The sequence below is a fragment of the Labrys sp. F242 genome, from assembly GCF_057813875.1.
Genome location: NZ_JBVASG010000008.1, coordinates 37,288 through 63,428, shown reverse-complemented (window position 1 = coordinate 63,428; position 26,141 = coordinate 37,288). Strand labels below are relative to the sequence as shown.

The 26,141-nt window shown below is 63.8% G+C and carries 23 protein-coding genes; 4 read left to right on the top strand and 19 right to left on the bottom strand.

The genetic code is table 11. From position 1 onward, the window contains the following. Positions 1-162 precede the first annotated feature (162 nt). Positions 163-906: a TetR/AcrR family transcriptional regulator gene (locus ACZYTC_RS31555; RefSeq protein ID WP_434960489.1), complete on the top strand. Its 744-nt coding sequence runs from the start codon at positions 163-165 to the stop codon at positions 904-906. Positions 907-945: 39 nt separating this feature from the next. Here ACZYTC_RS31555 and ACZYTC_RS31550 read toward each other — a convergent pair whose 3' ends face one another. The 9 genes from ACZYTC_RS31550 to ACZYTC_RS31510 all read right to left on the bottom strand — a co-directional run bounded on the left by ACZYTC_RS31550 (position 946) and on the right by ACZYTC_RS31510 (position 10,921). Next, on the bottom strand, positions 946-1,539 hold the full coding sequence (locus tag ACZYTC_RS31550; RefSeq protein WP_488991434.1) for a VOC family protein: 594 nt from the start codon (positions 1,537-1,539) through the stop codon (positions 946-948). A 19-nt stretch (positions 1,540-1,558) separates the two neighbouring features. Beyond that, complete coding sequence (locus ACZYTC_RS31545) at positions 1,559-2,764, bottom strand: acetyl-CoA C-acyltransferase (RefSeq protein WP_488991433.1); 1,206 nt, start codon at positions 2,762-2,764, stop codon at positions 1,559-1,561. A gap of 180 nt (positions 2,765-2,944) precedes the next feature. Further along, on the bottom strand, positions 2,945-3,715 hold the full coding sequence (locus ACZYTC_RS31540; protein ID WP_434960486.1) for an SDR family NAD(P)-dependent oxidoreductase: 771 nt from the start codon (positions 3,713-3,715) through the stop codon (positions 2,945-2,947). A gap of 12 nt (positions 3,716-3,727) precedes the next feature. After that, positions 3,728-4,798: a phosphotransferase gene (locus tag ACZYTC_RS31535; RefSeq protein ID WP_488991432.1), complete on the bottom strand. Its 1,071-nt coding sequence runs from the start codon at positions 4,796-4,798 to the stop codon at positions 3,728-3,730. A gap of 15 nt (positions 4,799-4,813) precedes the next feature. Then, positions 4,814-6,022 (bottom strand): acyl-CoA dehydrogenase family protein, encoded by a 1,209-nt coding sequence (locus ACZYTC_RS31530; protein ID WP_488991431.1) that lies wholly within the window; start codon positions 6,020-6,022, stop codon positions 4,814-4,816. A gap of 58 nt (positions 6,023-6,080) precedes the next feature. Further along, the gene (locus ACZYTC_RS31525) at positions 6,081-6,881 is read right to left on the bottom strand and encodes a CoA-transferase subunit beta (RefSeq protein WP_488991430.1); all 801 of its coding nucleotides are present in this window, start codon (positions 6,879-6,881) and stop codon (positions 6,081-6,083) included. 11 nt (positions 6,882-6,892) lie between these two features. Next, entirely contained in the window at positions 6,893-7,771 is an 879-nt protein-coding gene (locus ACZYTC_RS31520) for a CoA transferase subunit A (protein WP_488991429.1), read from the bottom strand. Positions 7,772-7,820: 49 nt separating this feature from the next. Then, the gene (locus ACZYTC_RS31515) at positions 7,821-9,914 is read right to left on the bottom strand and encodes a 3-hydroxyacyl-CoA dehydrogenase NAD-binding domain-containing protein (RefSeq protein WP_488991428.1); all 2,094 of its coding nucleotides are present in this window, start codon (positions 9,912-9,914) and stop codon (positions 7,821-7,823) included. Continuing rightward, complete coding sequence (locus tag ACZYTC_RS31510) at positions 9,911-10,921, bottom strand: NADPH:quinone oxidoreductase family protein (protein WP_488991427.1); 1,011 nt, start codon at positions 10,919-10,921, stop codon at positions 9,911-9,913. The genes ACZYTC_RS31515 and ACZYTC_RS31510 overlap by 4 nt, the downstream gene beginning before the upstream one ends. Positions 10,922-11,132: 211 nt before the next feature. On the opposite strand from ACZYTC_RS31510, the gene ACZYTC_RS31505 reads away from it, so the two are divergent. Together ACZYTC_RS31505 and ACZYTC_RS31500 are read left to right on the top strand one after the other, a co-directional pair. Beyond that, complete coding sequence (locus tag ACZYTC_RS31505; RefSeq protein ID WP_488991426.1) at positions 11,133-11,888, top strand: SDR family NAD(P)-dependent oxidoreductase; 756 nt, start codon at positions 11,133-11,135, stop codon at positions 11,886-11,888. Positions 11,889-11,987: 99 nt separating this feature from the next. Continuing rightward, positions 11,988-13,526 (top strand): class I adenylate-forming enzyme family protein, encoded by a 1,539-nt coding sequence (locus ACZYTC_RS31500; RefSeq protein WP_488991425.1) that lies wholly within the window; start codon positions 11,988-11,990, stop codon positions 13,524-13,526. A 16-nt stretch (positions 13,527-13,542) separates the two neighbouring features. Here ACZYTC_RS31500 and ACZYTC_RS31495 read toward each other — a convergent pair whose 3' ends face one another. The 5 genes from ACZYTC_RS31495 to ACZYTC_RS31475 all read right to left on the bottom strand — a co-directional run bounded on the left by ACZYTC_RS31495 (position 13,543) and on the right by ACZYTC_RS31475 (position 19,180). Continuing rightward, positions 13,543-15,477 carry an ABC transporter permease gene (locus tag ACZYTC_RS31495; RefSeq protein WP_488991424.1) on the bottom strand — a complete coding sequence of 645 codons (1,935 nt, stop codon included), beginning with the start codon at positions 15,475-15,477 and terminating at the stop codon, positions 13,543-13,545. 5 nt (positions 15,478-15,482) lie between these two features. Beyond that, complete coding sequence (locus ACZYTC_RS31490; RefSeq protein ID WP_488991423.1) at positions 15,483-16,196, bottom strand: ABC transporter ATP-binding protein; 714 nt, start codon at positions 16,194-16,196, stop codon at positions 15,483-15,485. Then, complete coding sequence (locus ACZYTC_RS31485) at positions 16,189-16,965, bottom strand: ABC transporter ATP-binding protein (RefSeq protein ID WP_488991422.1); 777 nt, start codon at positions 16,963-16,965, stop codon at positions 16,189-16,191. The genes ACZYTC_RS31490 and ACZYTC_RS31485 overlap by 8 nt, the downstream gene beginning before the upstream one ends. A gap of 15 nt (positions 16,966-16,980) precedes the next feature. Further along, positions 16,981-18,180 (bottom strand): ABC transporter substrate-binding protein, encoded by a 1,200-nt coding sequence (locus ACZYTC_RS31480; protein ID WP_434960474.1) that lies wholly within the window; start codon positions 18,178-18,180, stop codon positions 16,981-16,983. 193 nt (positions 18,181-18,373) lie between these two features. Beyond that, positions 18,374-19,180, bottom strand: coding sequence for an SDR family oxidoreductase (locus ACZYTC_RS31475; RefSeq protein WP_434960473.1), 807 nt, complete (start codon positions 19,178-19,180; stop codon positions 18,374-18,376). A gap of 216 nt (positions 19,181-19,396) precedes the next feature. Between ACZYTC_RS31475 and ACZYTC_RS31470 the strand changes: the two genes are divergently transcribed. Beyond that, the gene (locus tag ACZYTC_RS31470; protein ID WP_488991421.1) at positions 19,397-20,980 is read left to right on the top strand and encodes a FadD3 family acyl-CoA ligase; all 1,584 of its coding nucleotides are present in this window, start codon (positions 19,397-19,399) and stop codon (positions 20,978-20,980) included. 219 nt (positions 20,981-21,199) lie between these two features. On the opposite strand, the gene ACZYTC_RS31465 is transcribed toward ACZYTC_RS31470, so the two are convergent. From ACZYTC_RS31465 to ACZYTC_RS31445, 5 genes are read right to left on the bottom strand one after another with little or no spacing between them, the layout of a single operon-like run. Continuing rightward, complete coding sequence (locus tag ACZYTC_RS31465; protein ID WP_434960471.1) at positions 21,200-22,105, bottom strand: SDR family oxidoreductase; 906 nt, start codon at positions 22,103-22,105, stop codon at positions 21,200-21,202. Between the two features lie 11 nt (positions 22,106-22,116). Continuing rightward, entirely contained in the window at positions 22,117-22,719 is a 603-nt protein-coding gene (locus tag ACZYTC_RS31460; RefSeq protein ID WP_434960470.1) for a gamma carbonic anhydrase family protein, read from the bottom strand. Next, positions 22,719-23,873 carry an acetyl-CoA C-acetyltransferase gene (locus ACZYTC_RS31455; protein ID WP_434960469.1) on the bottom strand — a complete coding sequence of 385 codons (1,155 nt, stop codon included), beginning with the start codon at positions 23,871-23,873 and terminating at the stop codon, positions 22,719-22,721. Before ACZYTC_RS31455 ends, ACZYTC_RS31460 begins: the two co-directional genes overlap by 1 nt. Beyond that, positions 23,866-24,930: an acyl-CoA dehydrogenase family protein gene (locus ACZYTC_RS31450; protein WP_488991420.1), complete on the bottom strand. Its 1,065-nt coding sequence runs from the start codon at positions 24,928-24,930 to the stop codon at positions 23,866-23,868. The genes ACZYTC_RS31455 and ACZYTC_RS31450 overlap by 8 nt, the downstream gene beginning before the upstream one ends. A 13-nt stretch (positions 24,931-24,943) precedes the next feature. After that, positions 24,944-26,107, bottom strand: coding sequence for an acyl-CoA dehydrogenase family protein (locus tag ACZYTC_RS31445; protein ID WP_434960467.1), 1,164 nt, complete (start codon positions 26,105-26,107; stop codon positions 24,944-24,946). Between the last annotated feature and the right edge of the window lie 34 nt (positions 26,108-26,141).

Genomic DNA, 26,141 nt, shown 5'->3' with positions numbered 1-26,141 from the left:
CAGTCAGTTTCCGCGACTGTCACTCTCTTCCAGGAACCGTATTATAGTCTCGATCGAAAGACCTTCCGGCCGCCGGCGATTCAGCTCGCGGATCCATTTGGCAAGCGCGCGGAAGCTGCACGCCGCACAAGGGGAGGCCTGACAGTGAGCAGGGTGGTTCGAATGGCACAGATGGACAGGGGCGACAATGGTGTCGAGACGGCGTTTGACCGCGATGGCGCGGCACGCACCCCAACCAATCCGCGCAAGGAACTGGTGCGAGAGCAGCTTATCGATATCGCCGCCGAACTCTTCGATTCAAAGGGCTATGCCCAGACCAGCATCAACGACATAGCCCAGGCTCTCGGGCTCGGCCGCTCCGCCGTCTACCACTATTTCCGCAACAAGGAGGAAATATTGGCGGCACTGATCGAATCCGAAGCGCTCACGCCCTCGCACCGTCTCCAGGAGCTGATGTCCGAGCCCGGTCTGGCGCCCACCGAACGCATTCGGCGGGCGGTCGTCGACGGGGTCGTCCGCCGGCTGTCGTCAGGCGCTCGCTTCATCCTGGTTTCGCGGCTGGAGACGCAGATCCCCGAGGCCCTCGGCCCGCTCTACAACCAGGGGCGGCGCCATATCTACGATTTCTATGTACGCTGTATCGCCGATGGCATCGCCAGCGGCGAATTCCGTGCCGTCGATCCCAAGATCACCGCTTTCGCTGTCATCGGCATGGCCAACTGGACCTCGCGTTGGTATTCGCCGACAGGTTCGAAGACCCCGCGCGAAATCGGCGAGATTATCGCCGACATGGCGTTGGCGGGCCTGCGCGCCCATGAGGATGGGCCACGCGATGCCGAAGCGGTACGCCAGACCATCGCCGGCCTGCGCCAGCAGATCGACGCCCTGGAAAAGCTGGTCAAATGAACGTTTCTGCCTCGGCGGGGCCAAAGGCCATCCGCCCCGTCAGTCGAATGTCACGCCAACCTGACGGATGAAGCTGCTATAGGTGTCGAATCGGATGATGGGGTCGGTCCCCTCATGGGCTCGGATATGATCCAGCACCGCCTGGCGGGACCGGCGCCACTTCGGCGGCACGATCTCCAGCATCGGCCCGTAGAGTTCCGGTGATCTGTAGTAGAGGATCGCGCGATCCTGGCCGGCAATGCGAATCTCATAGTCACGCCGATAGCCTGCCGCCTCCACCCTGGCCGTGGCGGCGGCATGATCGTGCACCCAAAAACCCAGATGCTGCAGGCCCTCGCGGCCCGCATCCAGGAAATCTCTGTAGGGCGAGGATGCGCCGTTGGTCTGCTCGATCAACTCGATCTGGACGTCGCCGAGATAGCCGAAGGCCAGCCGCAGCTCGACCTCGACGGGCAGGCCACGATGATAGGTGATGGCGACGGGTTGGTTGACGCCCCGCTGCATGAAAAGGAAGGGACCGACACCGAAGACCTCGATCCAATGGCGCATTGCCTTTTCGATATCGCGTACGACGAAGCCGAGCTGCGTGGCATGCCCCAGGATGGGTTCGAGTCCCGCTGCCGACACTCTCATCGCCGCCTCCGATCCAGCATCAGTTGAAGATCTCGAACAGGCCGGCCGCGCCCATGCCGCCACCGACGCACATCGTCACCACCCCGTATTTCACGCCGCGCCGGCGGCCCTCGATCAGGATATGGCCGGCGGTACGCGCACCCGTCATGCCGAAGGGATGGCCAACGGCAATGGCGCCGCCATTGACGTTCAGCTTCTGCGGATCGATGCCGAGCGTGTCGCGGCAATAGACGGCCTGGCTGGCAAAGGCCTCGTTGAGTTCCCACAGGCCGATATCGTCGAGCTTGAGGCCATGCCTGTGCAGAAGCTTCGGCACGGCCAGGACCGGCCCGATCCCCATTTCCTCCGGCGCACAGCCCGCCACCGCCATGCCACGATAGGCGCCCAGGGGTTGCAGGCCGAGCTGGGCGGCGCGGCGCGCTTCCATGACGACCAGGGCCGCCGCCCCGTCGGAAAGCTGCGACGAGTTGCCGGCGGTCACATAGTCTCCGATCCTGATGACGTCGCCATCAGCGAAGACCGGCTTGAGCTTGGCCAGCCCTTCCAGATTGGTATCGGCCCGAAAGCCCTCGTCCTGCGCAAGGAGGACATCCTCGAAGCTGGTCTCGTTGGTTTTCTTGTTGACTACCATCTTGCGTGAAGCCATCGGCACGATCTCGTCATCGAAACGGCCGGCCTGATGCGCGGCGGCGGTGCGCAGCTGGCTGGTCAGCGCGAAATCATCCTGCGCCTCCCGGCTGACGCCGTATTTCCTGGCGACGATCTCCGCGGTTTCGATCATGGTCATATACATATGCGGCCACTGGGCGATCACGGCCTGCGAGCGGGCACGATAGCCATTCTTGTGCTTGTTCTGGGTCAGGCTGATCGATTCGACTCCGCCGGCAACGATGGTTTCCATGCCGTCGACGATGATCTGCCTGGCCGCGATCGACACCGCCATCAGGCCCGAGGAACACATGCGATCGATCGACATGCCCGGCACGCTGTCCGGCAGGCCGGCGGCGGCAGCCGTAAGGCGCCCGATATTGTAGCCCTGCGTGCCCTGCTGGGCCGAGCATCCCATGACGACATCCTCCACCGCTTGGGGGGCGATGCCGGCGCGCTTGACTGCTTCACGAACGGCATGACCCGACAGCGTCGGCGCCTCGGTGTCGTTGAAGGCGCCGCGGAAAGCCTTGCCGATGGGAGTGCGGGCGACTGAAACGATGACGGCTTCGCGCAATGGATTGCTCCAGGACAGTTGTTTTCGGCAGGGATCCGGGTTGCTTCGGTGAGTTTTTCCATCACCGGGGCCCGGAACCGCTATTTTCCAACAACATGCCTAGGAGCGGAGGTGCGAACGAACATCGTCTGAAAAGACTAGCGACCGGTGCGGTCCGGCTCTGCCAGCGGTGAAGGATCCTCAGACGTGATAGCCGCCGTCGACATTGATGACCTGGCCGGAAATGAAGCCGGCCCGGCTGGAAGCCAGGAAGGTGACGGCCTCGGCGATGTCGATCGCCTTGCCGTTGCGGCGCAGCGGCGTGTTCATCGCTGCAGCCTGTATATATTTGTCGTCGATATAGCCAAGCTCGCTCAATTGCGTGTGCTGGCCGGTCTCGATCACGCCGAGCGCCACGCCATTGGCGCGCACGCCAAAGCGCCCTTCTTCCTTGGCCACGCCCTTCATCAGCGCCTGCACGGCGGCCTTGGGCACGACCGACAGGCCGTCGGCCGGCGCAAAGCGATACTGCGCCGAACTCTGGCAGGCGACGATCGAGCCCTGTGTCTTGCGCAGATGCGGGATGGCGAAATGCACGACGTTGAAGAAGCCGAAGGCATCATGCATGAGGTGCTTACGCATCTGTTCCGGCTCGATCTTGCTCAGATGGATCAGCGGCACCAACGGGCCGGCGGCATAGACCACCGTGTGGATGCCGCCACCCGTCTCGGCCACGCTGTCGATGAAGCCACGCGTCGCCTCGGCATTCTCGATGTTGAGCTTGTGGATCGAGGCCTTCCGCCCCTCGTCGGATACGGCGTGGGCAGATGTGACCGCCTTGGCCTGGTTGGTATGGTAGGTAAGGGCAACATCGCAGCCATCACGTGCCAGCACGCGGCAGATCTCGGCCCCAACACCGCCGCTGCCGCCTATGACGATGGCGGTTCCGGCCGCCGGATAGAGCCCGCTCATGCGCTTTCTCCTTCAGGATTTCATTGCCAGTTCGGCGTAACGCCAACCGTATTCCGCCACCGGCCGGGCCAATGCGCCGGCTTCGCGCGCGTGGGCGCTCGCGGCATTGCCCTCGACCACGCGCTTCATGATGCCCTGGCGAATGGCCGCAACGCGAAACAGGCTGTAGGCGAGATAGGCGTACCAATGCCGATCCGGCACGCCCTGCTGGCCGGTCGCCCGAAGATAGGCGTCGCGATAGCGCCGCTCGTCCGGAATACCGAGACTTTGGATGTCGAGATCGCCAAGGCCGCGATAGGGCTTGTTGGGCAGATGCCAGGTCAACATATGATAGGCAAAATCCGCCATCGGCTCGCCCAGGGTCGACAGCTCCCAGTCGACGACCGCGAGCACGCGCGCCTCGGTCGGATGGAAGATCAGGTTGTCGATCCGGAAATCGCCGTGGATCAGCGACGTGCCCGTCTGCGGCGGGATATTGTCGGGCAGCCATTCGATCAGCCGATCCATGGCCTCGATGGCCTCGGTCTGCGAGGCCCGGTATTGCCTGGTCCAGCGCGCCACCTGCCTTGCGACGTAATCGCCCGGCTTGCCGAAATCCTCCAGCCCGATCGCCCTGTGATCGATCTTGTGAAATGCCGCCGCGATACGGTTCATCTCGCCATAGATCGCCTGGCGCCCGGCGGGTGACTGGTCGGGCAAGGCAGGCGCCCAGAACGAGCGGCCTTCGACGAAATCCATGACATAGAACATGGTGCCGACGAGGCTGTCGTCGTCGCAGAGCAGTCTGGCTCGCGCCACGGGCACATCGCTGTCGCGCAGCGCGGAGATCACGCGAAACTCGCGATCCACAGCATGCGCCGAGGGCAGCAGCCTGCCGTCCGGCTTCTTGCGCAAGACCAGGCGAGGCTTCCCGTCGAAGCTGAGCAGCATCGTCGGATTGGATTGCCCGCCACGGAAGCGCGCGACCGTCAGCTCGCCTCCGCATCCATCGAGATGAGCCTTCAGATAGGCTTGCAGCCGCGCGAGATCGATCCTGCTCTCGGCTGCAAGCGGCTCGGTGCCGGCGAAGCGGCTGGCATCCATGACCTGCCCTCCCGCTCAACCGTTGCCGGCATATTTGGCGAGCTCGAGTCGCCCGATCTGGTTGCGATGCACCTCGTCCGGACCGTCGGCGAAACGCAGCTTGCGCGCATGGGCATAATAGTTCGCCAGCACGAAATCCTGCGACAGCCCGGCGGCACCATGCGCCTGGATCGCCCAATCGATAACCTTGCAGGCCATGTTGGGCGCGGCGACCTTGATCATGCCGATCTCGGCCCTGGCCGCCTTGTTGCCGACCGTATCCATCATATGCGCTGCCTTCAGCGTCAGCAGCCGCGCCTGATCGATCAGGATCCGTGATTCAGCGATGCGCTCCAGGGTTACCGACTGCTCGCCGATCGGCCGGCCGAAGGCGACGCGGCTGTTGACGCGCCGGCACATCAATTCCAGGCAGCGCTCCGCCAGTCCGATCAGGCGCATGCAATGATGAATGCGCCCCGGGCCAAGACGACCCTGTGCAATCTCGAAGCCCCGCCCCTCGCCCAGAAGGATGTTGGACGCGGGCACGCGCACATTCTCGAAGATCATGTCCATATGCCCGTGCGGGGCATCGTCATAGCCGAACACCGACATCGGCCTGAGTACCTTGATGCCGGGCGTATCCATCGGCACCAGGATCATCGATTGCTGCTTGTGTCTGGGTGCGCTCGGATCGGTCTTGCCCATGAAGATCAGCAGCCGGCAGTGCGGATCGCCGACACCGGAGATCCACCATTTGCGGCCGTTGACGACATAGTCGCCGCCGCTGCGGACGATCGAGCTTTGAATATTGGTGGCATCGCTGGAGGCAACATCCGGCTCGGTCATGGCGAAAGCCGAACGTAGCGTACCCTCGAGCATGCCAGGCAGCCAGCGCGCCTTCTGTTCTTCGGTGCCGTAGCGTTCGATCGTCTCGATATTGCCGGTGTCCGGCGCCGAGCAATTGAAGATCTGGGACGAGAAATGCACGCGTCCCATCACCTCGCAAAGCGGCGCGTATTCGGTGTTGCTCAGGTCTGCGCCATGCTCTGAATCCGGCAGGAACAGGTTCCACAACCCAGCCGCCCTCGCCTTGGCCTTGAGTTCATCGAGCACGGGCGGATGCCTCCAGCGGTCGGCCTCGACCTCCTGATGATAGCGTCGCTCATTGGGATAGACATGCTCGTCCATGAAGGCATTGAGCCTGTCGAGCAGGTCCTTGGTCCTGGTGCTGTAATCGAAATCCATCTCGCATCCGCCGCTGGTTGGCGCGGCGCCGCCGGTCCGATCGCCGGTGGCGGCCGTCTTAGGCTGCCCGTACGCCCGGCGGGTTGCCCTTCAGGACCCCAGACCGGATATTGTGCGGATCGAGCCGGCCGATGATCGCCAATTGCTCCGGGGTGGGGGCCGGCGTCGTCGTCAGGCCTTCGTCAGGCAACAATGGAAAGCCGGTGGCCTCCTGCACCTGCTGGAAGGTCACGCCGGAATGCAGTGACAGCACCCGCGCGGTGTGGCCGGGACCATTGAAATCGAACACGCAAAGATCCGTGACGACAAGGCCGAGCTTGACGTCTATCGGTTTGGCGCCCTCCGGCCAGTTGCGCGGGTTGTGGCCGACGCTCGCCACCACGTCGACCTCTCCTTCGACGAAGGTGCGCTTGCTGTGGTTGGGCAGGAACATCGAGTTCTTGTGACAGATCGAATTACCCGGGAATCCGCGGACACCGAGCATGGCGACCTTGGGCTTGCGAAAATCGCCGCCAAGCGCGGAGATGTTGCCCTGGCCGAAGCGGTCGACCTGGACGGGTGTGACCATGGCATGGCGGCGCCCGCTCCAGACACTGTCGAACACGCGCGAATAGGGCATCCAGCCCGAGAATTTCGGCTGATAGTCACCGCGCGGCCCCAGCGGCACGGGATCCTCGACGAGATAGGCCTCACCATCCGTCAGCATGAGGCCCGGCGCAAAGGTCAGTTTCGCAAGGCCGGCAGCCAGGCGCGGCAACGGGCCGATACCGGTGGCGAGCACTTCGCCGTCGCCCTGCCAGGCCTGTGCGGCAGCCACGATGACCAGGTCTGCCAGTGTATAGTCTTGTGCGGTCGTCATATCGTATCCGATCAGAAAATGGGGAGCGGCAAAGCGCGGATCTCGGCCTCGCCGCCCACGCTCGCGATGTAGCCGGCCTCGTCGCTCTTCAGATATTGCTCGAAATAACGCTGCCAGCCTCCCTCCTCGCCGGCCGATGCGGCATAGCTCTTCAGGTGGCCCATGTCCCAGCCATAGGCATCGTGCGAAGCGGTCGGATGCGCACCGAGCGGCGCCTCGATCACGCCGGTCACGAGGCAGCGCTCGAACAGGTTCGACCTGGCCGTGTGCGAATGGTCGGCATCGATGCGGTCGACCAGCACTTCGCTGGTCACGAACACCCTGTCCGCCGCGCGCGCGAACAGGCCATCGAAGAACGGGTCGGGACCATCGGTCTGGGTGTTGCCCAGCCGGTCGGCCCGGCTGGCATGGATCAAGGCGGCATCGAGCCTGATTGCCGGCATCGCCAGCAATACCTCGCCATCGTCATAGGGCGATTTCACCGTCCTGAAATGCGGATTATAGGTCATGACGCCAGAGCCGAGTCCGACGCGCGTCGCCGCGAAGGGTAGATTATGGCCCGCTGCCTGCAGCCCGAGCAGCAGCAGACCCTCGTCCAGTTCCGAGACCTCGACGGCACCCGCCTCGCGGGCCTTGCGGAAATAGGGTTCGATCGGCATGGCATCGAGCGATACGAAGCCGTAGATCAGCTTCCGGACCTTGCCAGCCGCGCACAGCATGCCGATCTCCGGCCCGCCATAGGCGACCAGCGTCAGATCCTTGAGATCGGAGCGCAGGATCTCGCGCACGAGCGCCATGGGCTTGCGCCGCGGTCCCCAACCGCCGATGCCGATCGTCATGCCGCTGCTGAGCTGGCCGACTGCCGTTGCCAGGTCCATCTGCTTGTTCATAATGTCCTATTCCGTCTGGTCTTGAATGGGTTCGGCACGGGCGGCGACATCAGCCATGGAAGCCGCGGCCTTCGGCAACCAGCCTTTCGATGAGAGCGGCAGGGCGGAAATAATCGTCGCCCACCAGGCCGGCATATTTCTCCAGGGCCAACTTGACTTTCGCCAAGCCGATCTGGTCGGCGTGGAACATCGGCCCCCCCAGATAGGCCGGGAAACCCAGGCCGCTGGTCCAGATGACGTCGATATCGCCGGGCCGCGCCGCGGCCTTCTCCTCCAGGATCCGCGCCGCCTCGTTGATCATGGCAAACAGGCAACGCTCCAGGATCTCCTCGTCGCTGATGCTGCGCGCTGCAAAGCCGCGCTCGCGCCGATGGGCATCGAGTATATCGTCGACGGCCGGATCATGGGCAGCCTTGCGGTTCTCGTCATAGACATAATAGCCCGTGCCCGATTTCTGGCCGAGCCGGCCGGCTCCAACCAGTTTGTCGACGATGGCGCATTGCTGCTCGCGTAGCGACATGCGGGGCAGACGAGCCCTTCGGGCGGCGGCCATGATGTCCATGCCGGCGAGATCGGCCAGGGCGAACGGCCCGATGGGGAAACCGAACGTGGTGAGCACCCGGTCGACCTGAAGGGGTGTCGCCCCCTCCTCGAGCAGGAACTGGGCTTCCCGCGTCCGCTTGGAGAGCATGCGGTTGGCGACAAAGCCTTCCGAGCGGCCGACCATCACCGGCACCTTGCCCAGGCGCCTGCCCAGCGCCATCGTGGTCGCCAGCACGTCCGGGGACGTTTTCGCGGAGCGCACATTTTCGAGCAGCTTCATGACATTGGCCGGATTGAAGAAGTGCATGCCGACCATGCGGCCGGGATTCCTGCAACTGCCCGCGAGTTCCTCGATGTCGAGGAAGGAGGTGTTGGTCGCCAGGATCGCATCGTCGCGAACCGCCCCCTCGAGCCTGGAGAAGACCTCCTTCTTCTCCGCCATATCCTCGGTCACCGCCTCGAGGGCAAGATCGATGTCGCCGAGCCCGTCATAGGTCGTGGCCGGGGTCAGCAGCTCCATGCGCCGCGTCATCTCCTCGGCCGTCAAGACGCCGCGCTTGACCAGGCTCTCATAGCTTTTACCGATCGCCCCGACCGCCGTAGCGAGCCCCTCTTCCGACAAGCCGACCAGCGTGACGGGGATGCCGATATTGAGGAAGCATGTGGCGATGCCGCGGCCCATGACGCCGGGGCCGACGACGGCTGCCTTCCTTACCTCCCGGGCCTTTATCTCAGCACCGACACCGTCAATCCTGAAAGCTTCGCGCTCCGCCGCGAAGACATGGCGCAGCGCCTTCGACTGCTGTGAGCCAAGCAACTCCCTGCAAGTCTGATATTCGCGAGCGATAGCTTCGGCCACGGGCGTTTCGGCTACCATCCGAACTAGATCCACCGCTATAAGAGGTGCCTTGAACCCTTTGTATTTCCTAGATAATAACGCTCGACTTGCTTCGAGTACGGTCGGGTCGAAGGCCGGGATTGGCAGATCGCTGGTGCGGCGCATCCTGGCGCCTTCGGCAACCACCTTCCCGGCGAAGGCGACGGCCGCAGCCTCGAGATCGCCACTGACGACGTCGTCGATGAGGCCCCTCTCGCATGCATCACGCGCTGAAACCTGTCCTCCCTCGCTGATCATCGCCAGCGCCTGTTCCACGCCCACCAGGCGCGGCAGACGCACCGTGCCGCCGGAGCCCGGCAGGATGCCGAGCTTGACCTCGGGCAGGCCGACCCTGGCGCCTTCGAGCGCGATACGATAGCTGCAGGCCAGCGCCACCTCGAGCCCCCCGCCGAGCGCCGTGCCGTGGATTGCGGCGATGATCGGCTTGGTGGCCGCATCGAGCCTGTCGATGACCTCGCCCAGGAGCGGCGGCACCATAGGCTTGTTGAATTCATGAATGTCGGCGCCGGCGATGAAGGTGCGTCCCCGGCAGATGATCACCATGGCGCGCGCATCCGCATCGCCTTCCAGCATCCTCACCGCCTCGATCAATCCCGCGCGCACTGAATACGACAGGGCATTAACCGGTGGATTGTCGACAGCCGCAAGCAGGATGTCGCCTTGCCGGACGATCGATACGGATCTTGCGAGCAACTCGGTCATGCCGGCATTCCTTCCATATTGTTCGCCGCCTGGTCCATGACCAGCACCACCTTGCCCTTGACCGCCCGTTCCATGACGAGATCCAGCGCTTCGTCAAAGCGATCGAGGGAATACTGGGCCGAGATGTACGGCTTGAGCCTGCCTTTGGCGAACCAATCCATCAGTTCGGCGATATTACCGGCATTCCTTTCAGGCATTGCGCGCGCAAAGGCACCCCAGAACACGCCGATCAGGGCCGATTGCTTGAGAAGCAGCAGATTGAGGGCGATCTGGGGAATGTCACCCGCTGCAAAGCCGATCACCAGCATGCGTCCGAACAGTGCGAGGCTACGCACCGCCGTCTCGGTCATGGCTCCACCGACCGGATCATAGACGATGTCAACACCCTGCCCGTCGGTCAGGGCCTTGATGCGCTGGCGCAGGTCCTCCCTGGCATAATTGATTGTCTCGTCCGCGCCGTGGGTGCGGCAGAGCGCGAGCTTCTCGTCGCTGGAAGCAGCGGCGATGATGCGGGCGCCCATCTGCTTGCCGAGTTCGACGGCGGTAAGGCCGACACCACCCGCCGCACCCAGGACGAGCAAGGTCTCGCCCGCCTTGAGCTGCGCCCGATCCTTGAGCGCATGATGGGAGGTGGCATAGGTGATGAGAAAGCCGGCGGCCTCGACAAAACTCATTTCGGCCGGGATCGGAAATACCCGCCCGGCATCGAGCGCAACCTGCTCGCCATAGCCGCCAATGCCGGCAAAGCCGAGCACGCGCATGCCGATCTCAAGATATTCGACGCCCAGCCCCACCGACACGACGATACCGGCAACTTCGCTGCCGGGCGTGAAGGGGAGCTCGGGCCTGGTCTGATATTTGCCCTCGACCATCAGGCCGTCGAAGAAATTGATACCGCACGCATGGGTCTGGATCACGACCTGCCCGGGACCTGCCACGGGCTCCGGCACGTCTTCGATCCGGAGCCCCGCCCGCGGCGCAAACATTTTGCAGACGACTGCTTTCATACCTGTACCGCCGAACCGGCCTTGCCAAATTCATCCATTGTCCAAGCAATGGAACATGGCCCCGGGCCAAACATCGTCTGATGAGACTAGTCGCGAGAACTCAGGCGGGCGCGGGCCGAAAGAGCGCCCCTCCAGGCCTTTAATCCATTCGGACGATGCCGGCCGCGCCTCGAGGCGCAGCTTGCGGATTGTGTTTGAAGGAGAATGAACAATGGCCCGCCTGGCAGGCAAGGTGGCAATTATCACCGGTGCAACCGGCGGAATCGGAGAAGCGGCCGCCCACTTGTTCGCCGAAGAGGGTGCCAAGGTCGCCGTCACCGGCCGCAGCCGAGGCAAGGGCGAGGCAGTCGCCGCCGGGATCAACGCACGGGGAGGCACGGCGCGCTATCTCGAGATGGACGTCACCCTGCCCGACAGCGTCGAGGCCTGCTTCAGGACGGTGGCGGAAACCTGGGGTAGGCTCGATGTGCTCTACAACAATGCCGGCGGCTCGAGCTCGGCCGACGGGCCGGTCACCACCACCCCGGTCGAGGAATTCTGGCGCTGCATCAAGCTCGACCTGTTCGGCACCTGGCTGTGCTGCCTCCATGCCATCCCGCTGATGCAGGAATGCGGCGGCGGGTCGATCGTCAATTGCTCCTCCATCGTAGGTGCCATGGGCATCCCCAACCGCGATGCCTACACCGCGGCCAAGGGCGGTGTCATCTCGCTCACCCGTTCGATGGCGGTAGAATTCGCCAAGGACAGGATCCGCGTCAATGTCCTGGTGCCGGGCGCGGTCGCCACCGACCGCGTTCTCGGTTTCTTCGAACGCGAGCCCCATCTCAAGGCGCAATGGGACGCCTATCTACTCGGGATCGCCGAACCGATCGACGTCGCCAGGGCCGCTCTCTATCTGGCTTGCGACGACTCGCGACGCATGACCGGCCACCAGCTTCCCATCGACGGCGGCATTCTGATTTCGTGATCGCCACTTCCGCCGATCCTTAGTCTATGCAGACGATGACCGGCCGAAGAGCACGCGTTGAAGTCGGTGCAAATCCCATCCGAGGGCAGGTAGACGATCATGGAAACCCTGAGCCAGATCCTGGCGCGGAATGTGCGCCTCATCGGCGAGCGCACCTTCATCGTGACCGACGATGAAACGCTGACCTATGCGGCATTTTCCCGGCGTACCGCCCAGCTTGCCCATGTGCTCAAAGCGCGCGGCGTCGCCAAGGGCGATCGGGTTGGTCTCTATCTGCCGAGTACGCCGATGATGGCGATCGGCTTTTGGGCATGCCAGAGGCTCGGCGCGATTCCCGCTCCGCTCAGCGCCATGTTCCGCCATGCCGAACTGCGCAAGATCGTGCCGCAGACCGGCATGAAGGCACTGATCGCCGATAGCACGACCTGGCCCTATTTTGCCGAAATCCGCCATGAATTCCCCAATCTCGCGCATCGCCTGGTGGCCTCGGGCACCGGGGGTGCCGACGATCTAGCCATCTTGATGGCGCAGGCATCGCCGATGTTCGAGGACGTGGCCTGCGACGGCGCGGACATTTGCGCGCTCTTCTTCACGTCCGGCACGACCGGCGCCCCCAAGGGCATCGTGCAATCGCAGTTCAACCAATGCTCGACATTACGGGATATGATGGTCTCCCATCGCACCCGCTTTGGACGAGAAACCTATCTGTGCGCGGTGCCGCTGTTCACCAATTTCGGCCTGACGGTGACCCTCAACCTGTGTGTGTATACGGGCGGCAGCATCGTATTGCACGAACGCTGGGATACCCTGCGCGTGCTGGCCGATATCAGCCGCTATAAGGCGACCTATTTCGGCGGCACACCGACCATGTACGCCTACATGGTCAATGAGGTCGATCCGGACGAGCACGACCTCTCCTCCTTGCGCGTGTGCGTCACCGGCGGCTCCCCGGTGCCCCAGCCCGTGATCCGCCGGTTCGAGGCGCTGTCCGGAGCACGCGTTACCCAGGTCTATGGCTCAACCGAAACCTGCGGCCAGAACGTCATGGAGCCCACCGCCGGCACCCGCAAGCCCGGCTCCGCCGGCCTTCCGGTCGGCAGCTCGCGCATCCTGATCATCGACGACGAGGGCCGCCCTCTCCCGCAAGGCGAGATCGGCGAGGTCGTCATTTCGGGTGATTGCGTCTCCCAGGGCTATTGGCGGGATGAAAAAGCGACGGAAGAAGCCTTCAGCGATGGCGGATGGAAATCGGGCGATCTGGGTTATCTGGACGAAGACGGTTATCTGTTCATCGTCGACCGCAAGAAGGACGTCATCATCGCCGGCGGCCACAATGTCTATCCGCTGGAGATCGAGGCGCTTCTCTACAAGCACCCCGCGATCGCCCTGTGCGCGGTGGTCGGCGCGCCGGACGAGAGCAAGGGCGAGATCCCCGTCGCCATCGTGGTCAAGGCGCAAGGCCAGGAAACCTCATCCGAGGAGCTCATTCGCTATTGCCGCGACAATCTGGCGGCCTACAAGGCACCGCGTGCCATCCACTTCATCGACACCATGCCGGTTGAGGCGGCAAAGATCCGCAAGCGCGAACTGGTGTCGGCGCTGCACGAGAACCGCCTGGACGATTTCAGGAACAGGTGAGGCGTCGATGGCGCGTTCATTGCGCCGGCTTCGTCGACGGCGCAGCCTGTGTGCTGGCCTGTGCCTTGCGCTCGGCGCGGTTGGCCAGGAACTCCTCCAGCGTGCCGACGAGGCCCTTGCGCAGGAAGAGCACGCACAGCACGAAGATCACGCCCTGTACCACCACCACCCACGCGCCGAGCGTTGCCAATTCCCGCTGCAGGACCACCACGACGGCAGCGCCGACGACTGGACCGAGCAAGGTGCCGACGCCGCCGATCAACGTCATCAGCAATACATCGGCCGAGGTCGTGAAATAGACGTCGGCCAATGAGGCGAGCTGGAAGATGATCGCCTTCATGCCGCCCGCCACACCCGACAGCATTGCCGAAAGCGTGAATGCGATCAGCTTGAAACGATCGGTCGAATAGCCAAGCGAGATCGCCCGCGGCTCGTTCTCGCGGATCGATTTCAGCGTCTGGCCGAACGGTGAATGGATGACGCGATAGACGAAGGCGAAACCGGCGAGGAACACTGCCAGCGTGACGTAATACAGGTTGAGCGTGTCGGACAGGTCGACCAGGCCGAACAGGGTGCCGCGGGGCACGGACTGGATGCCGTCCTCGCCATGGGTCCATGGCGATTGCACGACGTAGAAATAGACGATCTGGGCCAATGCCAGCGTGATCATGGCAAAGTAGAGCCCCTGCCGGCGTATCGCCAGCCAGCCGAACAAGGCACCGATGGCGGTGGCCGCCATGACACCGAGCAGGAGGGCGAGTTCCGGCGGCAGCCCCCATGCCACGGCCGCATGGGCCGTCACATAGGCCGAAGCCCCGTAGAAGGCGGCATGGCCGAAGGCGAGCAGGCCGACATAACCGAAGATCAGATTGTAGGCCAAGGCAAAGAGCGCCAGCACCAAGATCTTCATGCCCAGCACCGGATAGACCAGGAATGGCAGGAAGCACCCGCCCAGCGCGAAGATCGCGAGCCACAGGCGCCCGTTTTCCAGGAAGCCGCCCGAACGGCCCGACGAGACGTCGGTCACCGAATGGCTCGATGTCTGCCTGCCGAACAGGCCGGCCGGCCGGAAGATCAGCACCAGCGCCATGATGACGAAGATCACCGTTGACGAGGCCTGCGGATAGAAGACCTTGGTCAGCCCCTCGATCACGCCCAGCATCAGGCCTGAGACGATGGCGCCTGAGATCGAACCCATGCCGCCGATCACCACGACCGCAAAGGTGGTGATGATGATGCTTTGCCCCATCTGGGGGCTGACCTGGTAGATCGGGGCGGCCATCACACCGGCGAAGCCGGCAAGGCCGACGCCGAAGCCATAGGTCAACATCAGCATCCGCGGCACATTGATGCCGAACGTGCGGACCAGATCGGGGTTTTCGGTCGCGGCCCTTAAATAGGACCCGAGCCTGGTGCGCTCGATCACGTACCAGGTGCCGAAGCACATGACGATGGCGGCCACGATGACCCAGGCGCGATAGAACGGCAGGACCATGAAGCCCAGATTGAGGCCGCCCTTGAGGGAGGTGGGCACACCGTACATCTGGCCCGCGGCGCCATAATGGACGTTGAACACCCCCTCGATCGCCATGGCAAGGCCGACGGTCAACAGCAGGCCATAGGCGTGGTCGAGATCGTAGATGCGGCGAATGAAGATGCGCTCGGTCAGGCAGCCGATGAGGGCAACCATCACCGGCACGAGGACGAGCGCCCACCAATAGCCCACGGATGGCAGGCCGATGCCGGGAAACAGCTCCGGCAGGCGCAGCAGAAACCAGGCTCCGAACGCGCCGAGCATATATTGCGCGCCATGGACGAAGTTGCCGATGCGCAGCATGCCGAAGATGATCGCCACGCCCAGGCTCATCATGGCGTAGAAGGAACCATTGATGAGACCAACCAGCAGCTGGCCGAAAAGGAGGGTCGGCGAGATGCCGAACAGGTCCAGCATGGCAGTCATACCCCGAGATAGGCGTGGATCTTGCCTTCGTTGCCGGCGAGCTCGTCACGGCTGAAGCAATCGACCACCCTGCCGTGATCGACGACGAAATGGCGGTCGGCGAGTTTCGATGCGAAGGCGAAGTTCTGCTCGACCATCAGAATGGTGAAGCCCCTGGCCTTGAGTACCTCGATTGCCCGAGCGATCTGCTTGACGATGACCGGCGCCAGCCCCTCGGTCGGCTCGTCGAAGATCAGCAACCTGGCGCCCGTGCGCAGGATGCGGCCGATGGCCAACATCTGCTGCTCGCCGCCAGACAATCTGGTGCCGGGGCTAGACCAGCGCGCCTTCAGGTTCGGGAACAAGGCGAGGATTTCGTCCAGGCCCATGCCGTCGGACGCGATGAGCGGCGGCAGCACCAGATTCTCGCCAACCGACAGGCTCGAAAATATGCCCCGCTCCTCCGGGCAATAGGCAATGCCGCGGCGTGCGATGATCTCCGGCGCCTCGGCCGCGACGTTTCGGCCGCGATAGGCGATGGTACCGGTTTTCTTGCGGACCAGGCCCATGATGCAGCGCAAGGTGGTGGTCTTGCCCGCGCCGTTGCGGCCGATGAGCGTCACAAGCTCGCCCTCCCCGACCTTGAAACTCAGGCCGTGAAGAGCCTTGCTCTCGCCATACCAGGCGTGCAGTTCGGCGACGTCGAGTACCGGTTTCGATATCTCAATCATCCGGGCCACCGATATAGGCTTCGATGACGCGCGGATCGCGCGACACGGTGTCATAGGGACCTTCGGCGAGCACGCGCCCCTGGGCGAGCACCGTGACGGTATCCGACAGGGCGGCAACGACCGGCAGATTGTGCTCGACCATGAGAATGGTGCGCTTGGCCGACACCGCGCCGATCAACTGCGCAATACGCTCGACGTCCTCCTGGCCCAGGCCGGAGGTCGGCTCGTCGAGCAGCAGCATGCGCGGATCCAGCGCCAGGGTCGTGGCGATTTCCAGCGCGCGCTTGCGGCCATAGGACAGGTTTACGGCGACGCGATCGCGATGATCGAGCAGGCCGACCGTATCGAGCAGTTCATCGACGCGCTCATCGAAACGGGCGAGGCTGCGTTCGCTCTGCCAGAAGCGGTAGGGCGCGCCGGACGAACGCTGCAGCGCCATGCGAACATTCTCGCGCACGCTCATGCGGGGGAACACGGCCGAGATCTGAAAGGAACGGACAATGCCCTTGCGCGCCACCTGCTCGGGACACAGCGCGGTAATGTCTTCGCCGTCATAGCGGATCGTGCCCCCGCTCGGGGCAAGAAACTTCGTAATGAGGTTGAAGGTGGTCGTCTTGCCGGCTCCGTTCGGGCCGATCAGGGCGTGGATGGTGTTGCGCCGGACCTTGAGCCCGACATCCTCGACGGCCGCAAAACCGTTGAAGTACCGGCTCAGGCCCTTCGCCTCGATAATGTAATCGCCAGCACCTCCGCGCACCTCGTTTTCCATCTTGCTGCCTCGAAGTCAGTGGCCGGCCAGCTTGCAGGCGCTCTTGTCGAGCGGGCGAAAGGCAACGTTGGCGGGTATCGTCGCGACGACCTTGAAAACGTCCTGCGGGTCGGCGGATTCGCCCGGAGCCCGAACCTCCAGCAGCTGCATGTCATGCACCAGCCGGCCATTCGGCCAGAGCATGGCATTGTGCGCGAACAGATCGTTGATCTTGGTTGCGCGCAGCTTGGCAAGAACGGCGCTGGGTTCGTCCGTACCCGCGGCCTCGACCGCCTTGAGATAGTTGGTCACGGCCGAATAGGCGCCAGCCGCAACCCAGCCCGGTGCATGACCTGTCTTCCTTTGCATCTCTTCCTTGAAGTGCCGGGAGGCTTCGTCCGTGTTCCAATACCAGGCCGCGGCAAACTGCGTGCCTTTCAACGCTTCGAGGCCGATGGCGCGCGCATCCGACTGGTGCAGCACCGTCAACGCCACGCGCATGCCCTGATCGATCAGACCGAATTCCTGGACCTGCTTCAAGGCATTGACCAGCTCCGGCCCGTTGAGGGTCAGCACCAGGACCTTGGCGCCGGAGGCCTGGGCCTGCAGGATGTAGGAGGAAAAATCGGTCGTCCCGAGCGGCGCGCGCACCGTTCCGAGAACCTTGCCGCCCTCTTCCTCGACCGCCGTCTTCACGCCGGCCTCGAGCACCTTGCCCGCCTCATAGTCGGGCGAAATGACGAACCAGCTTTCCCCGCCCGCCTTCAACTGGGCACTCACCGAGGAACGCACCTGGGAATAGGCGTCGAAAGCCCAGGCTAGGCCGTAGCCGTTGCAATCGGCTTCGGTCATCCTGTCGGTCATCGGCGAGATGAAGAAGCCCAGCTTCTTGCGTTCGCCCAGCAACGTGTTGATGCTCAGGGCAATCGCCGAGTTGGCGATGTCGAACAGGGCGTCGACATTGTCGCGCTCCAGCCATTCGCGCGCGATGGAGAGCGCGATTTCCGGCTTGTTCTGATGATCGGCCGAAACCAGCTCGATCGGCTTTCCCAAGACCTTGCCGCCGAAATCGGAAATGGCGAGCGCCACGGCATCCACGACTTCGGTGCCGCCGAGGGCGGAAAAGGACGAGCTCTGGTCGTTGAGCACACCAAGCTTGACGCTCGCTCCCTCCTGTGCGGCCACGGCGAGCGGCATCGACAACAGGAAAGCCGCGGCCAGAAGGCATTTCCTCATTCATCCCTCCCAGGGAAACATGACTTGGCTGCCGGTCTTATGCATGCCGGCATTCAGACCGACGCGAGGCCATCCTTTTGCAAACGGCGCGTCGGCTGCTCGGGAGAGATCACAGGATGCGCGCGGAGCGAGCATCGTCCATGCGGACTATTGATGTCGGTGCCCGGCTCCCGTCGCCAGGCCACCGGAGGGGTCAGGTCGGATCAGCCTTGGCATGGCGTTTCATGAGATCGAGAAACAGCGGGGTTTCGCCACCGCCATGAACTTCGAGCGTCGCCCCCGTCACGAAAGTCGCCGTCGGGTTTGCCAGATACAGTGCGGCGCGGGCGATATCGGCTCCCTTGCCCATGCGCTTCATCGGCACGGATGCAGCGATCGCCCGCCGTGCTTCGGGGGAACCATAGGTCTCGTCCGCCTTTTCGGTCTCGATCAAGCCGACGATGATAGCGTTGACGCGCACCTTAGGCGCCCATTCCTGGGCAAGACTGGTCGTCAGGCTGAGCAGTCCGGCCTTGGCGGCTCCGTAGACAGCCGTGCCGGGCGACGGCCGCCGTCCCGCCACGCTGGCGATGTTGATGATATTGCCCCCCTCGGGCAATCTGGCCATCCAGGGATAGACTGCCTGGGAAAGGTAGATCGGCGCCATCAGGTTGAGATTGACGATGGCATCGGAAAAACGCGGCGAGGCGGAGGCGGCATCCACATGCGGCGAGCCGCCAGCATTGTTGACCAGCACGTCCACGCGTCCGTGCTCCTCGCCCACGCGCTCGACCAGTTCCTTGCAGGCAGCGGCGTTGCGCACGTCGCAAGGAAGAAAGAGGGCCTGGCGCCCGGCGCTTCGCGGCAAATCCTCGGGCTGCGTGCGTGCGCATACGATCACCGTTGCGCCCGCCTCGAGAAACCCATGCGCGATGGCGCGCCCGATTCCTTTGGTGCCGCCGGTCACGATCACGACGCGCTCCTCGAAGCCGGTGGCGGTCGATTGCTGGGCCTCATTCATCTGGTTTCTCTCAGCCTGCCTGTCGGTGACGTACGCGATTGCGCGCACTCCTACACGCCTATAATTCCATCGCCGTCAGCTTAAGTCGTCCCTTCGGACGATGTTGGTCATCGGTCAATGCCTATGTTCCCTTTCCAGCTTGCCCGGCCACCCCGCCCGGCCGCACCATCCAGACAACCCAAGACCCAGACAACCAAAGAGTGCGCAGGTAGACCGATGATCATCGAAGACTCGGACTGGACGTTCACCACCATTCCCGCCCTGTGCGCACGAGCAGCCGAGGTCTACGGCACCCGCATGGCGATCGAGGACGGCATCACGCTGAACTTCATCGAGCTCGATGCGATGCGCAGGCGCGTCGCCAAGGCCATGATTGCCGCCGGCGTCAAGAAGGGCGACCGCATCATGATCTGGGCGCCCAATACCTGGAAGTGGTTTGCCACGGCACTGGGTCTTGTCAGTGCGGGCGCCGTCCTGATCCCGGCCAGCACGCGCTTCAAGGGCACCGAGATTGCCGAACTGGTCAAGCGTAGCGGCACTTCGGTGCTGTTCTCAGCCGGCAACTTCCTGCGCGTCTACTATCCCGACCAGTTAAAGCCGGAAACACGCGATCTGCTGCGCCGGGTGGTCGTATTCGGTGATCCGCATGGCGGCGACCAGGATTGGGAGAGTTTCGTCGCCGCGGGCGATGCGATCAGTGACGCCGAACTCGCCGCGCGCGAAGCCGACATTGGTCCGGACGATCTTTGCGACATGCTCTTCACATCGGGGACCACGGGCTATCCCAAGGGCGTAATGTATGCCCACCGGCAGTGCCTCAGGGCCATCGATGCCTGGGCGACGCGGGTCGGCATCCAGGAGCACGACCGCATTCTCGTCATCCCGCCTTTCTTCCACGCCTTCGGCTATCGTTCCGGCGCCATCGTATCGCTGATGCGGGGCGCGGTGCTGATGCCCCACCTCACCTTCGATGCCGGCGAGATCCTTCAACGCGTCTCGATGGAGAAAATCAGCGTCATTCCCGGCCCACCGGCAATCTTCCAGGGCATGCTGCAGCATCCGGAGCTCGCGAAATTCGATACGTCGAGCCTGCGATTGGGCGTTACGGGGGGTGCGGTCGTGCCTTCCATCCTCATCCGTCGCATGCGGTCGGAGCTGGGCTTTGCCGGCGTGGTCAACGGCTATGGCCTCACCGAATGCGGAGGCTACGGCACGATGTGCCTGGCGACCGACCCCGATGACGTCATTGCCAATACGGCCGGCAAGCCTGCGCCCGGTGTCGACGTGCGTATCATGGGAGAGGATGGCCAGCTCCTGCCCGATGGCAAGCCTGGCGAGGTGGTCATTCGCGGCTATGTCGTGATGAAGGGTTATTTCAACGATCCGGAAGCGACGGCCAAGACCATCGATCAGCAAGGCTGGCTGCATACCGGAGACATCGGCTATTTCGACGCAAACGGCAATCTGCGCATCGAAGACCGGCTGAAGGACATGTACATCGCCGGCGGCTTCAACTGCTATCCCGCCGAGATCGAGCGCATCCTCAGCACCCACCCGGCCATCGGCATCGTCGCGGTGATCGGCGTCCCTGACGAGAAGCTCGGTGAAGTCGGCAAGGCATTCGTGGTGCTCCGCCCGGGAACGGGCGCTACCGAGCAGGAAATCATCGCCTGGTCGCGGGAGAACATGGCCAATTTCAAATGCCCGCGCAGTGTCGAGATCCGCCCGGCGCTGCCCACCAGTGCCCAGGGCAAGGTTCTCAAGAACATCCTGCGCGAAGAATTACTTCAGGAGGCCTGATCATTGCAGGCCTCCTGCAGTCGCAACCGAAGCTGAAGGCCGTGTGTCCGCTGGAGCAAAGTGCGTTCATGATTGACCGCTTGTTTGCTCTAACTCTTTGGTTCGACGCGTCTTTGCGATTCTTGGTGACTCCGTCAAATCGCAAAACGCTCTCGACACTGACGCGATGCAAGGGCGTGTGATCGGCCACGCCCTCACAGTTTTCGGGGATGCTGTACCTTATGAACCGTAGACCGGCTTGGCGGCGGGACGCGCCGCGACCAGCTCCCTGATCTTGGCCCCCAGCTCCACGGCATCCCAGCGACTGCCCTTGTCGAATTCGGGGCCATCGTTCCAACCAAGCGCCAAACGGATCCTGCCGCCGATCAACTCGAAGATCTGGCCGGTGACCTCGGCCGAAGCCGAGCTGCACAGCCAAGCCACCAGCGGCGCGGTATTCTCCGGCGCAAAGATATCGAACTGGCCTTGCTCAGGCTTCATCGCCTCGGCAAAGGCTGTCTCCGTCATGCGCGTGCGCGCATTCGGCGCAAGGCCGTTGACCATGATGCCATACCGACGCAGCTCCGCTGCCTGGACCAGCGTCAGCGAGGCGATTCCACCCTTGGCCGCCGAATAGGCGGCCTGACCGACGCTGCCCTGCAGCCCCGCGCCCGACGAAGTGTTGACGATACGCGCATCGACTGCCTGGCCTGCCTTTTGACGGGCCCGCCAATAATCGACGGCATGGCGGCTGATGCAGAAATGACCACGCAGATGCACCCGCAGAACCGCGTCCCACTCCTCCGGCGTGCAGGAGACGAACATGCGGTCGCGCACAAAACCCGCATTATTGACTACACAATCCAAATTTCCGAATGTATCGAGCGCGGCCTTCACCACGCGACCACCCGCCTCGAAATCGGCCACGTCATCGTAATTGGCGATGGCCTGGCCACCCAGGGCCCTGATCTCGTCGACGACCTGCTGTGCCGGCGTTTCGCCGGTGCTGTCGCCATGGGTGCCGACACCGAGGTCGTTGACCACGACTTTCGCCCCTTCGGCCGCGAGCCCCAATGCATAAGCGCGGCCAAGGCCGCGGCCCGCACCGGTGACGATCACAACCCGGTTTTCGCAGATGCCTGCCATATCGTTCTTTCTCACTTCACCTGTGTCGACAACCGCACGGCGCGTGCCTGTCCGGCATTGCGCCTGCGGCCGGGCTCCGGCGCCCTGAGCGGTTCACATTCGACCATGCCGGCCAGTGAACGGTCAGCAAGGCGCTGATATTCACCATCGCCGTCGTTACGCCAGATGACGGCCTCCTGCGGCAATTGCTTGATCACCTTGGCTGGATTGCCGGCCACCAGGCTGAGAGACGGCGCCACCAGGTCATTTTTAACCAGGCTCATCGCCGCGACGAGGCTCTCCTCGCCGATCACGGCGCCATCGAGCACGACGGAATTCATGCCGATCAGCGTGTTCTCGCCCACGCGGCAGCCATGAAGGATCGCACCATGGCCGACGGTTGCTCCCCGCCCCACGATGCAATCCGAGCCGGCGCCGGTGTGCAGCGTGCAATTGTCCTGAACGCTGGCGTCTCCCACCACGGTAATCCGCCCGAAATCCCCTCGAAGCGATGCCCCCGGGCCGATATAGCAGCGCGGGCCAATGGTCACATCGCCGATCAGGACCGCAGTCGGATGCAGGAAGGCCGTCGGATGCACGACCGGCACGATCCCCTCGAAAGCATAGACAGGCATCACCCCAGTCTTTCGATGATGGTGACGTTGGACTGGCCGCCGCCCTCGCACATGGTCTGCAGGGCAAAGCGGCCGTTGCGGCGCTCGAGTTCGTAAAGCATCGTCGTCATGAGCCGCGCGCCGGTCGCGCCGAGGGGATGTCCCAAAGCGATGGCCCCGCCATTGACGTTGACCTTGTCACGGGGAATCCCGAGATCCTTGATCCAGGCCAGTGGAATGGAGGCAAAAGCCTCGTTGCATTCGAACAGGTCGATGTCGTCGAGTTTCATGCCAGCCCTTGCCAGGGCATAGCGCGTCGCCGGGATGGGCGCCGTCAGCATCCAGACCGGATCGTCGCCGCGAACGCTGATGTGGTGGATGCGCGCCCTCGGTTTGAGGTTGTGATCCCTGAGCGCCTGTTCGGAGGCGATCAAGAGCGCGGCGGCGGCATCGCAGTTCTGACTGGCCACCCCGGCGTGGACACGGCCGCCTTCGACCAGGCTCTTGAGCGAGGCCATCTTTTCCAGCGAGGTGTCGCGGCGAGGCGTCTCGTCGACAGAAAAGTCGCCGACCGGGACGATCTCGTCGACGAAACGCCCCTCGTCGATTGCCGCGATGGCGCGCCGGTGGCTTTCCAGGGCGAAGTCTTCCATCTCTTCGCGGCTGGACTGCCATTTCTGCGCAATCATCTCGGCCGCACGAAACTGGCTGACTTCCTCCTCGCCATAGCGGGCGAGCCAGCCGGGCGAAGTGCTGAAAGGATCAGGGAAACCATAGTGCGCGCCGACGATCATGGCGGCCCCGATGGGCACCATGTTCATATTCTGGACCCCGCCGGCAACCACCAGATCCTGCGTGCCGCTCATCACCGCCTGCGCTGCGAAATGCACGGCCTGCTGTCCCGATCCGCATTGGCGATCGACAGTCACCCCCGGCACGTGATCGGGGAATCCGGCAACCAGCCAGCAGGTGCGGGCGATATCGCCCGCCTGCGACCCGATGGTGTCGGTGCAGCCATAGACGACGTCGTCGACGGCACCGGGATCGATGCCGGTACGCGCCATCAGGGCCTTGATCGGCTGGGCGCCAAGATCGGCCGAGTGCAGATGGGCGAGCGCACCCTTCTTGCGGCCCACGGGGGTGCGGATGGCGTCGACGATATAGGCTTCAGGCATTCTCGGCCTCTCCTGCAAAAGTATGTTCGGGCCCGATCGATGTCCCGAAGACGCGGGCGGCGACGCGTTCGCGGTGAAAGGCGCTCCCGCCCCACCAATGGGTCAAGGCAATGGCACGCTTGAGAAACAGGTGCACGTCCACTTCCCAGGAATAACCCATGGCGCCATGGACTTGTATCGAGGTTCGCGCAGCAATATCGGCTGCCTCGGCGCAGGCAAGCTTGGCCTGTGAGATGCGCGCCCGGCTGTGGACATCCGATCGTTCGAGCCCGGCTGCCGCCGCATGCAACACCGGGCGGGCAAACTCGATCTTCACCTGCGCCGTGGCGAGATGATGCTTGACCGCCTGGTACGAGCCGATCGGCTTGCCGAACTGCTGGCGCTCCTTGGCATAGACGACGCCGAGATCCACGCAGCGCTGGGCGAGGCCCAGCAACTGGGCGGCCGCAAACAAGGCACCCCGATCGAGCGCTGTCGCGAGCCCAACGTCGGCCTGCCCGGTATCGGCAATCGCTGTCCCGGCATCCGGTATGAAGGCAAGCGTGAACAGGCGTCGAAACGGATCGATGCTGGGCTGTGCCACGACATCCGCTTTCTTGAGGTTGACCAGATGCACCGCGCCCTCACGCACGGCCAGGACGGCACTCGCCATGTCGGCATCGGCGACGAAAGGATTGACGGGATGGGCGACCGTGACCGTCGCCTCGCCCGCCAACGCCTGTTCGAGCAGGCGTGCCGCCCGGGCATTGCTGGCGAAAGCAGCCAGCAGCGGCAGCGCCACCCCGGCATTCTCCACCAGCGGCTCGGGCAAGCCCGCATGGCCACATGCCTCGGCAACCTGCACGAAATCGACGGCCGAAAGGCCAAGCCCGCCGCTCTGCTCGGGGACCAGCGCGCCCGCAAGGCCGAGTTCGACGATCTTGGTCCAGCGCCCGGCATCGCGAGCAGCCCCTTCCTCCATCAGGCGACGCAGATGCGCCGGCTGGCAGATTTCGGCCAGCAGTTCGCGCACCATATCGGCCGTCATGGCCTGCTCTTCGGAAAAACGAAAATCCATTCTTCGTCCTCCTTCAGGCGCGCGGCAATCCGAGCATGCGCTCGGCAATGATGTTGCGCTGGATCTCGTTGGAGCCGGCATAGATCGGGCCGGCCAGAGAGAAGAAATAGCCATCGAGCCAGCGGCCGACATCGCCCGCCGCGGGGGCCGTGCGCAGGAGTTCCGAACGCGCGCCGAGGATCGACAGGGCCGCCTTGTGCAGTGCGATGTCCATTTCCGACCAGAAGATCTTGTTGGTGCTGGCCTCGGCCCCGATCTGGCCCCCTGCCGTCAGCCTCGAGGCGGTGGCATAGATCGACAGCGCATAGGCCTCCGCATCCATCCAGGCCTGGAGGACGGCTGCGCGAACGGTGGCATCGACGTCCGCCTCATGCGCCTTGTAAAGCTCGACCAACCGTCGCGCCGCGACCTGGAAACGCGCCGGGCTGCGCAGCATCAGGCCACGCTCAAAACCGGCTGTTGCCATGCAGATCGCCCAGCCCTCGCCTTCCCCGCCGAGGCGGTTGAAGGCCGGCACGCGTACATCCTCCAGGAAGATCTCGGCAAAGCCGGTCTCGCCATCGATCTGCGGGATGGCCTGCACCCGCACGCCCGGTGCGTCCAGGGGAAAGAAGACCAGCGACAGGCCCTTGTGTCGCTGCGAAGCCGGATCGGTGCGGAACAGGCCGAAAGCCCAGTCGGCGAAGACGGCGCGCGACGACCAGATCTTATGGCCCTTGAGCACATAGCTATCGCCCTCCCAAAGTGCCGTCGAGCGCACTGCAGCCAGGTCCGATCCGGCCTGCGGTTCGGACCAGGCCTGCGCCCAGATCTCGTCGCCGGACGCCATCGCGGTCAGGAAGCGCGCCTTCTGCTCAGGCGTGCCATATTCCATCAAAGTCGGGCCCAACAGGAAGATGCCGTTCTGGTTGACCCGCAACGGCGCGCCGGCACGATAATATTCCTCCTCGAAGATCAGCCACTGGATGAGGTCGAGCCCACGCCCCCCATAGCGTTCGGGCCAGGTCACCATGCCCCAGCGCCCCCCAGCCAGCACACGCTCCCAGGCGCGATGCGCCTCGAAACCCTCGCGGCTGGCATCGAAGGAAGGCAGCGGCTTTTGAGGTGCATGGGTCTCGAGCCAGGCGCGCACTTCCCGCCGGAAGGCCTTCTGTTCTTGGGTATAGTTCAGGTCCACGTCTTGATATTCCCGATGATCGCGGGCGGCGGCG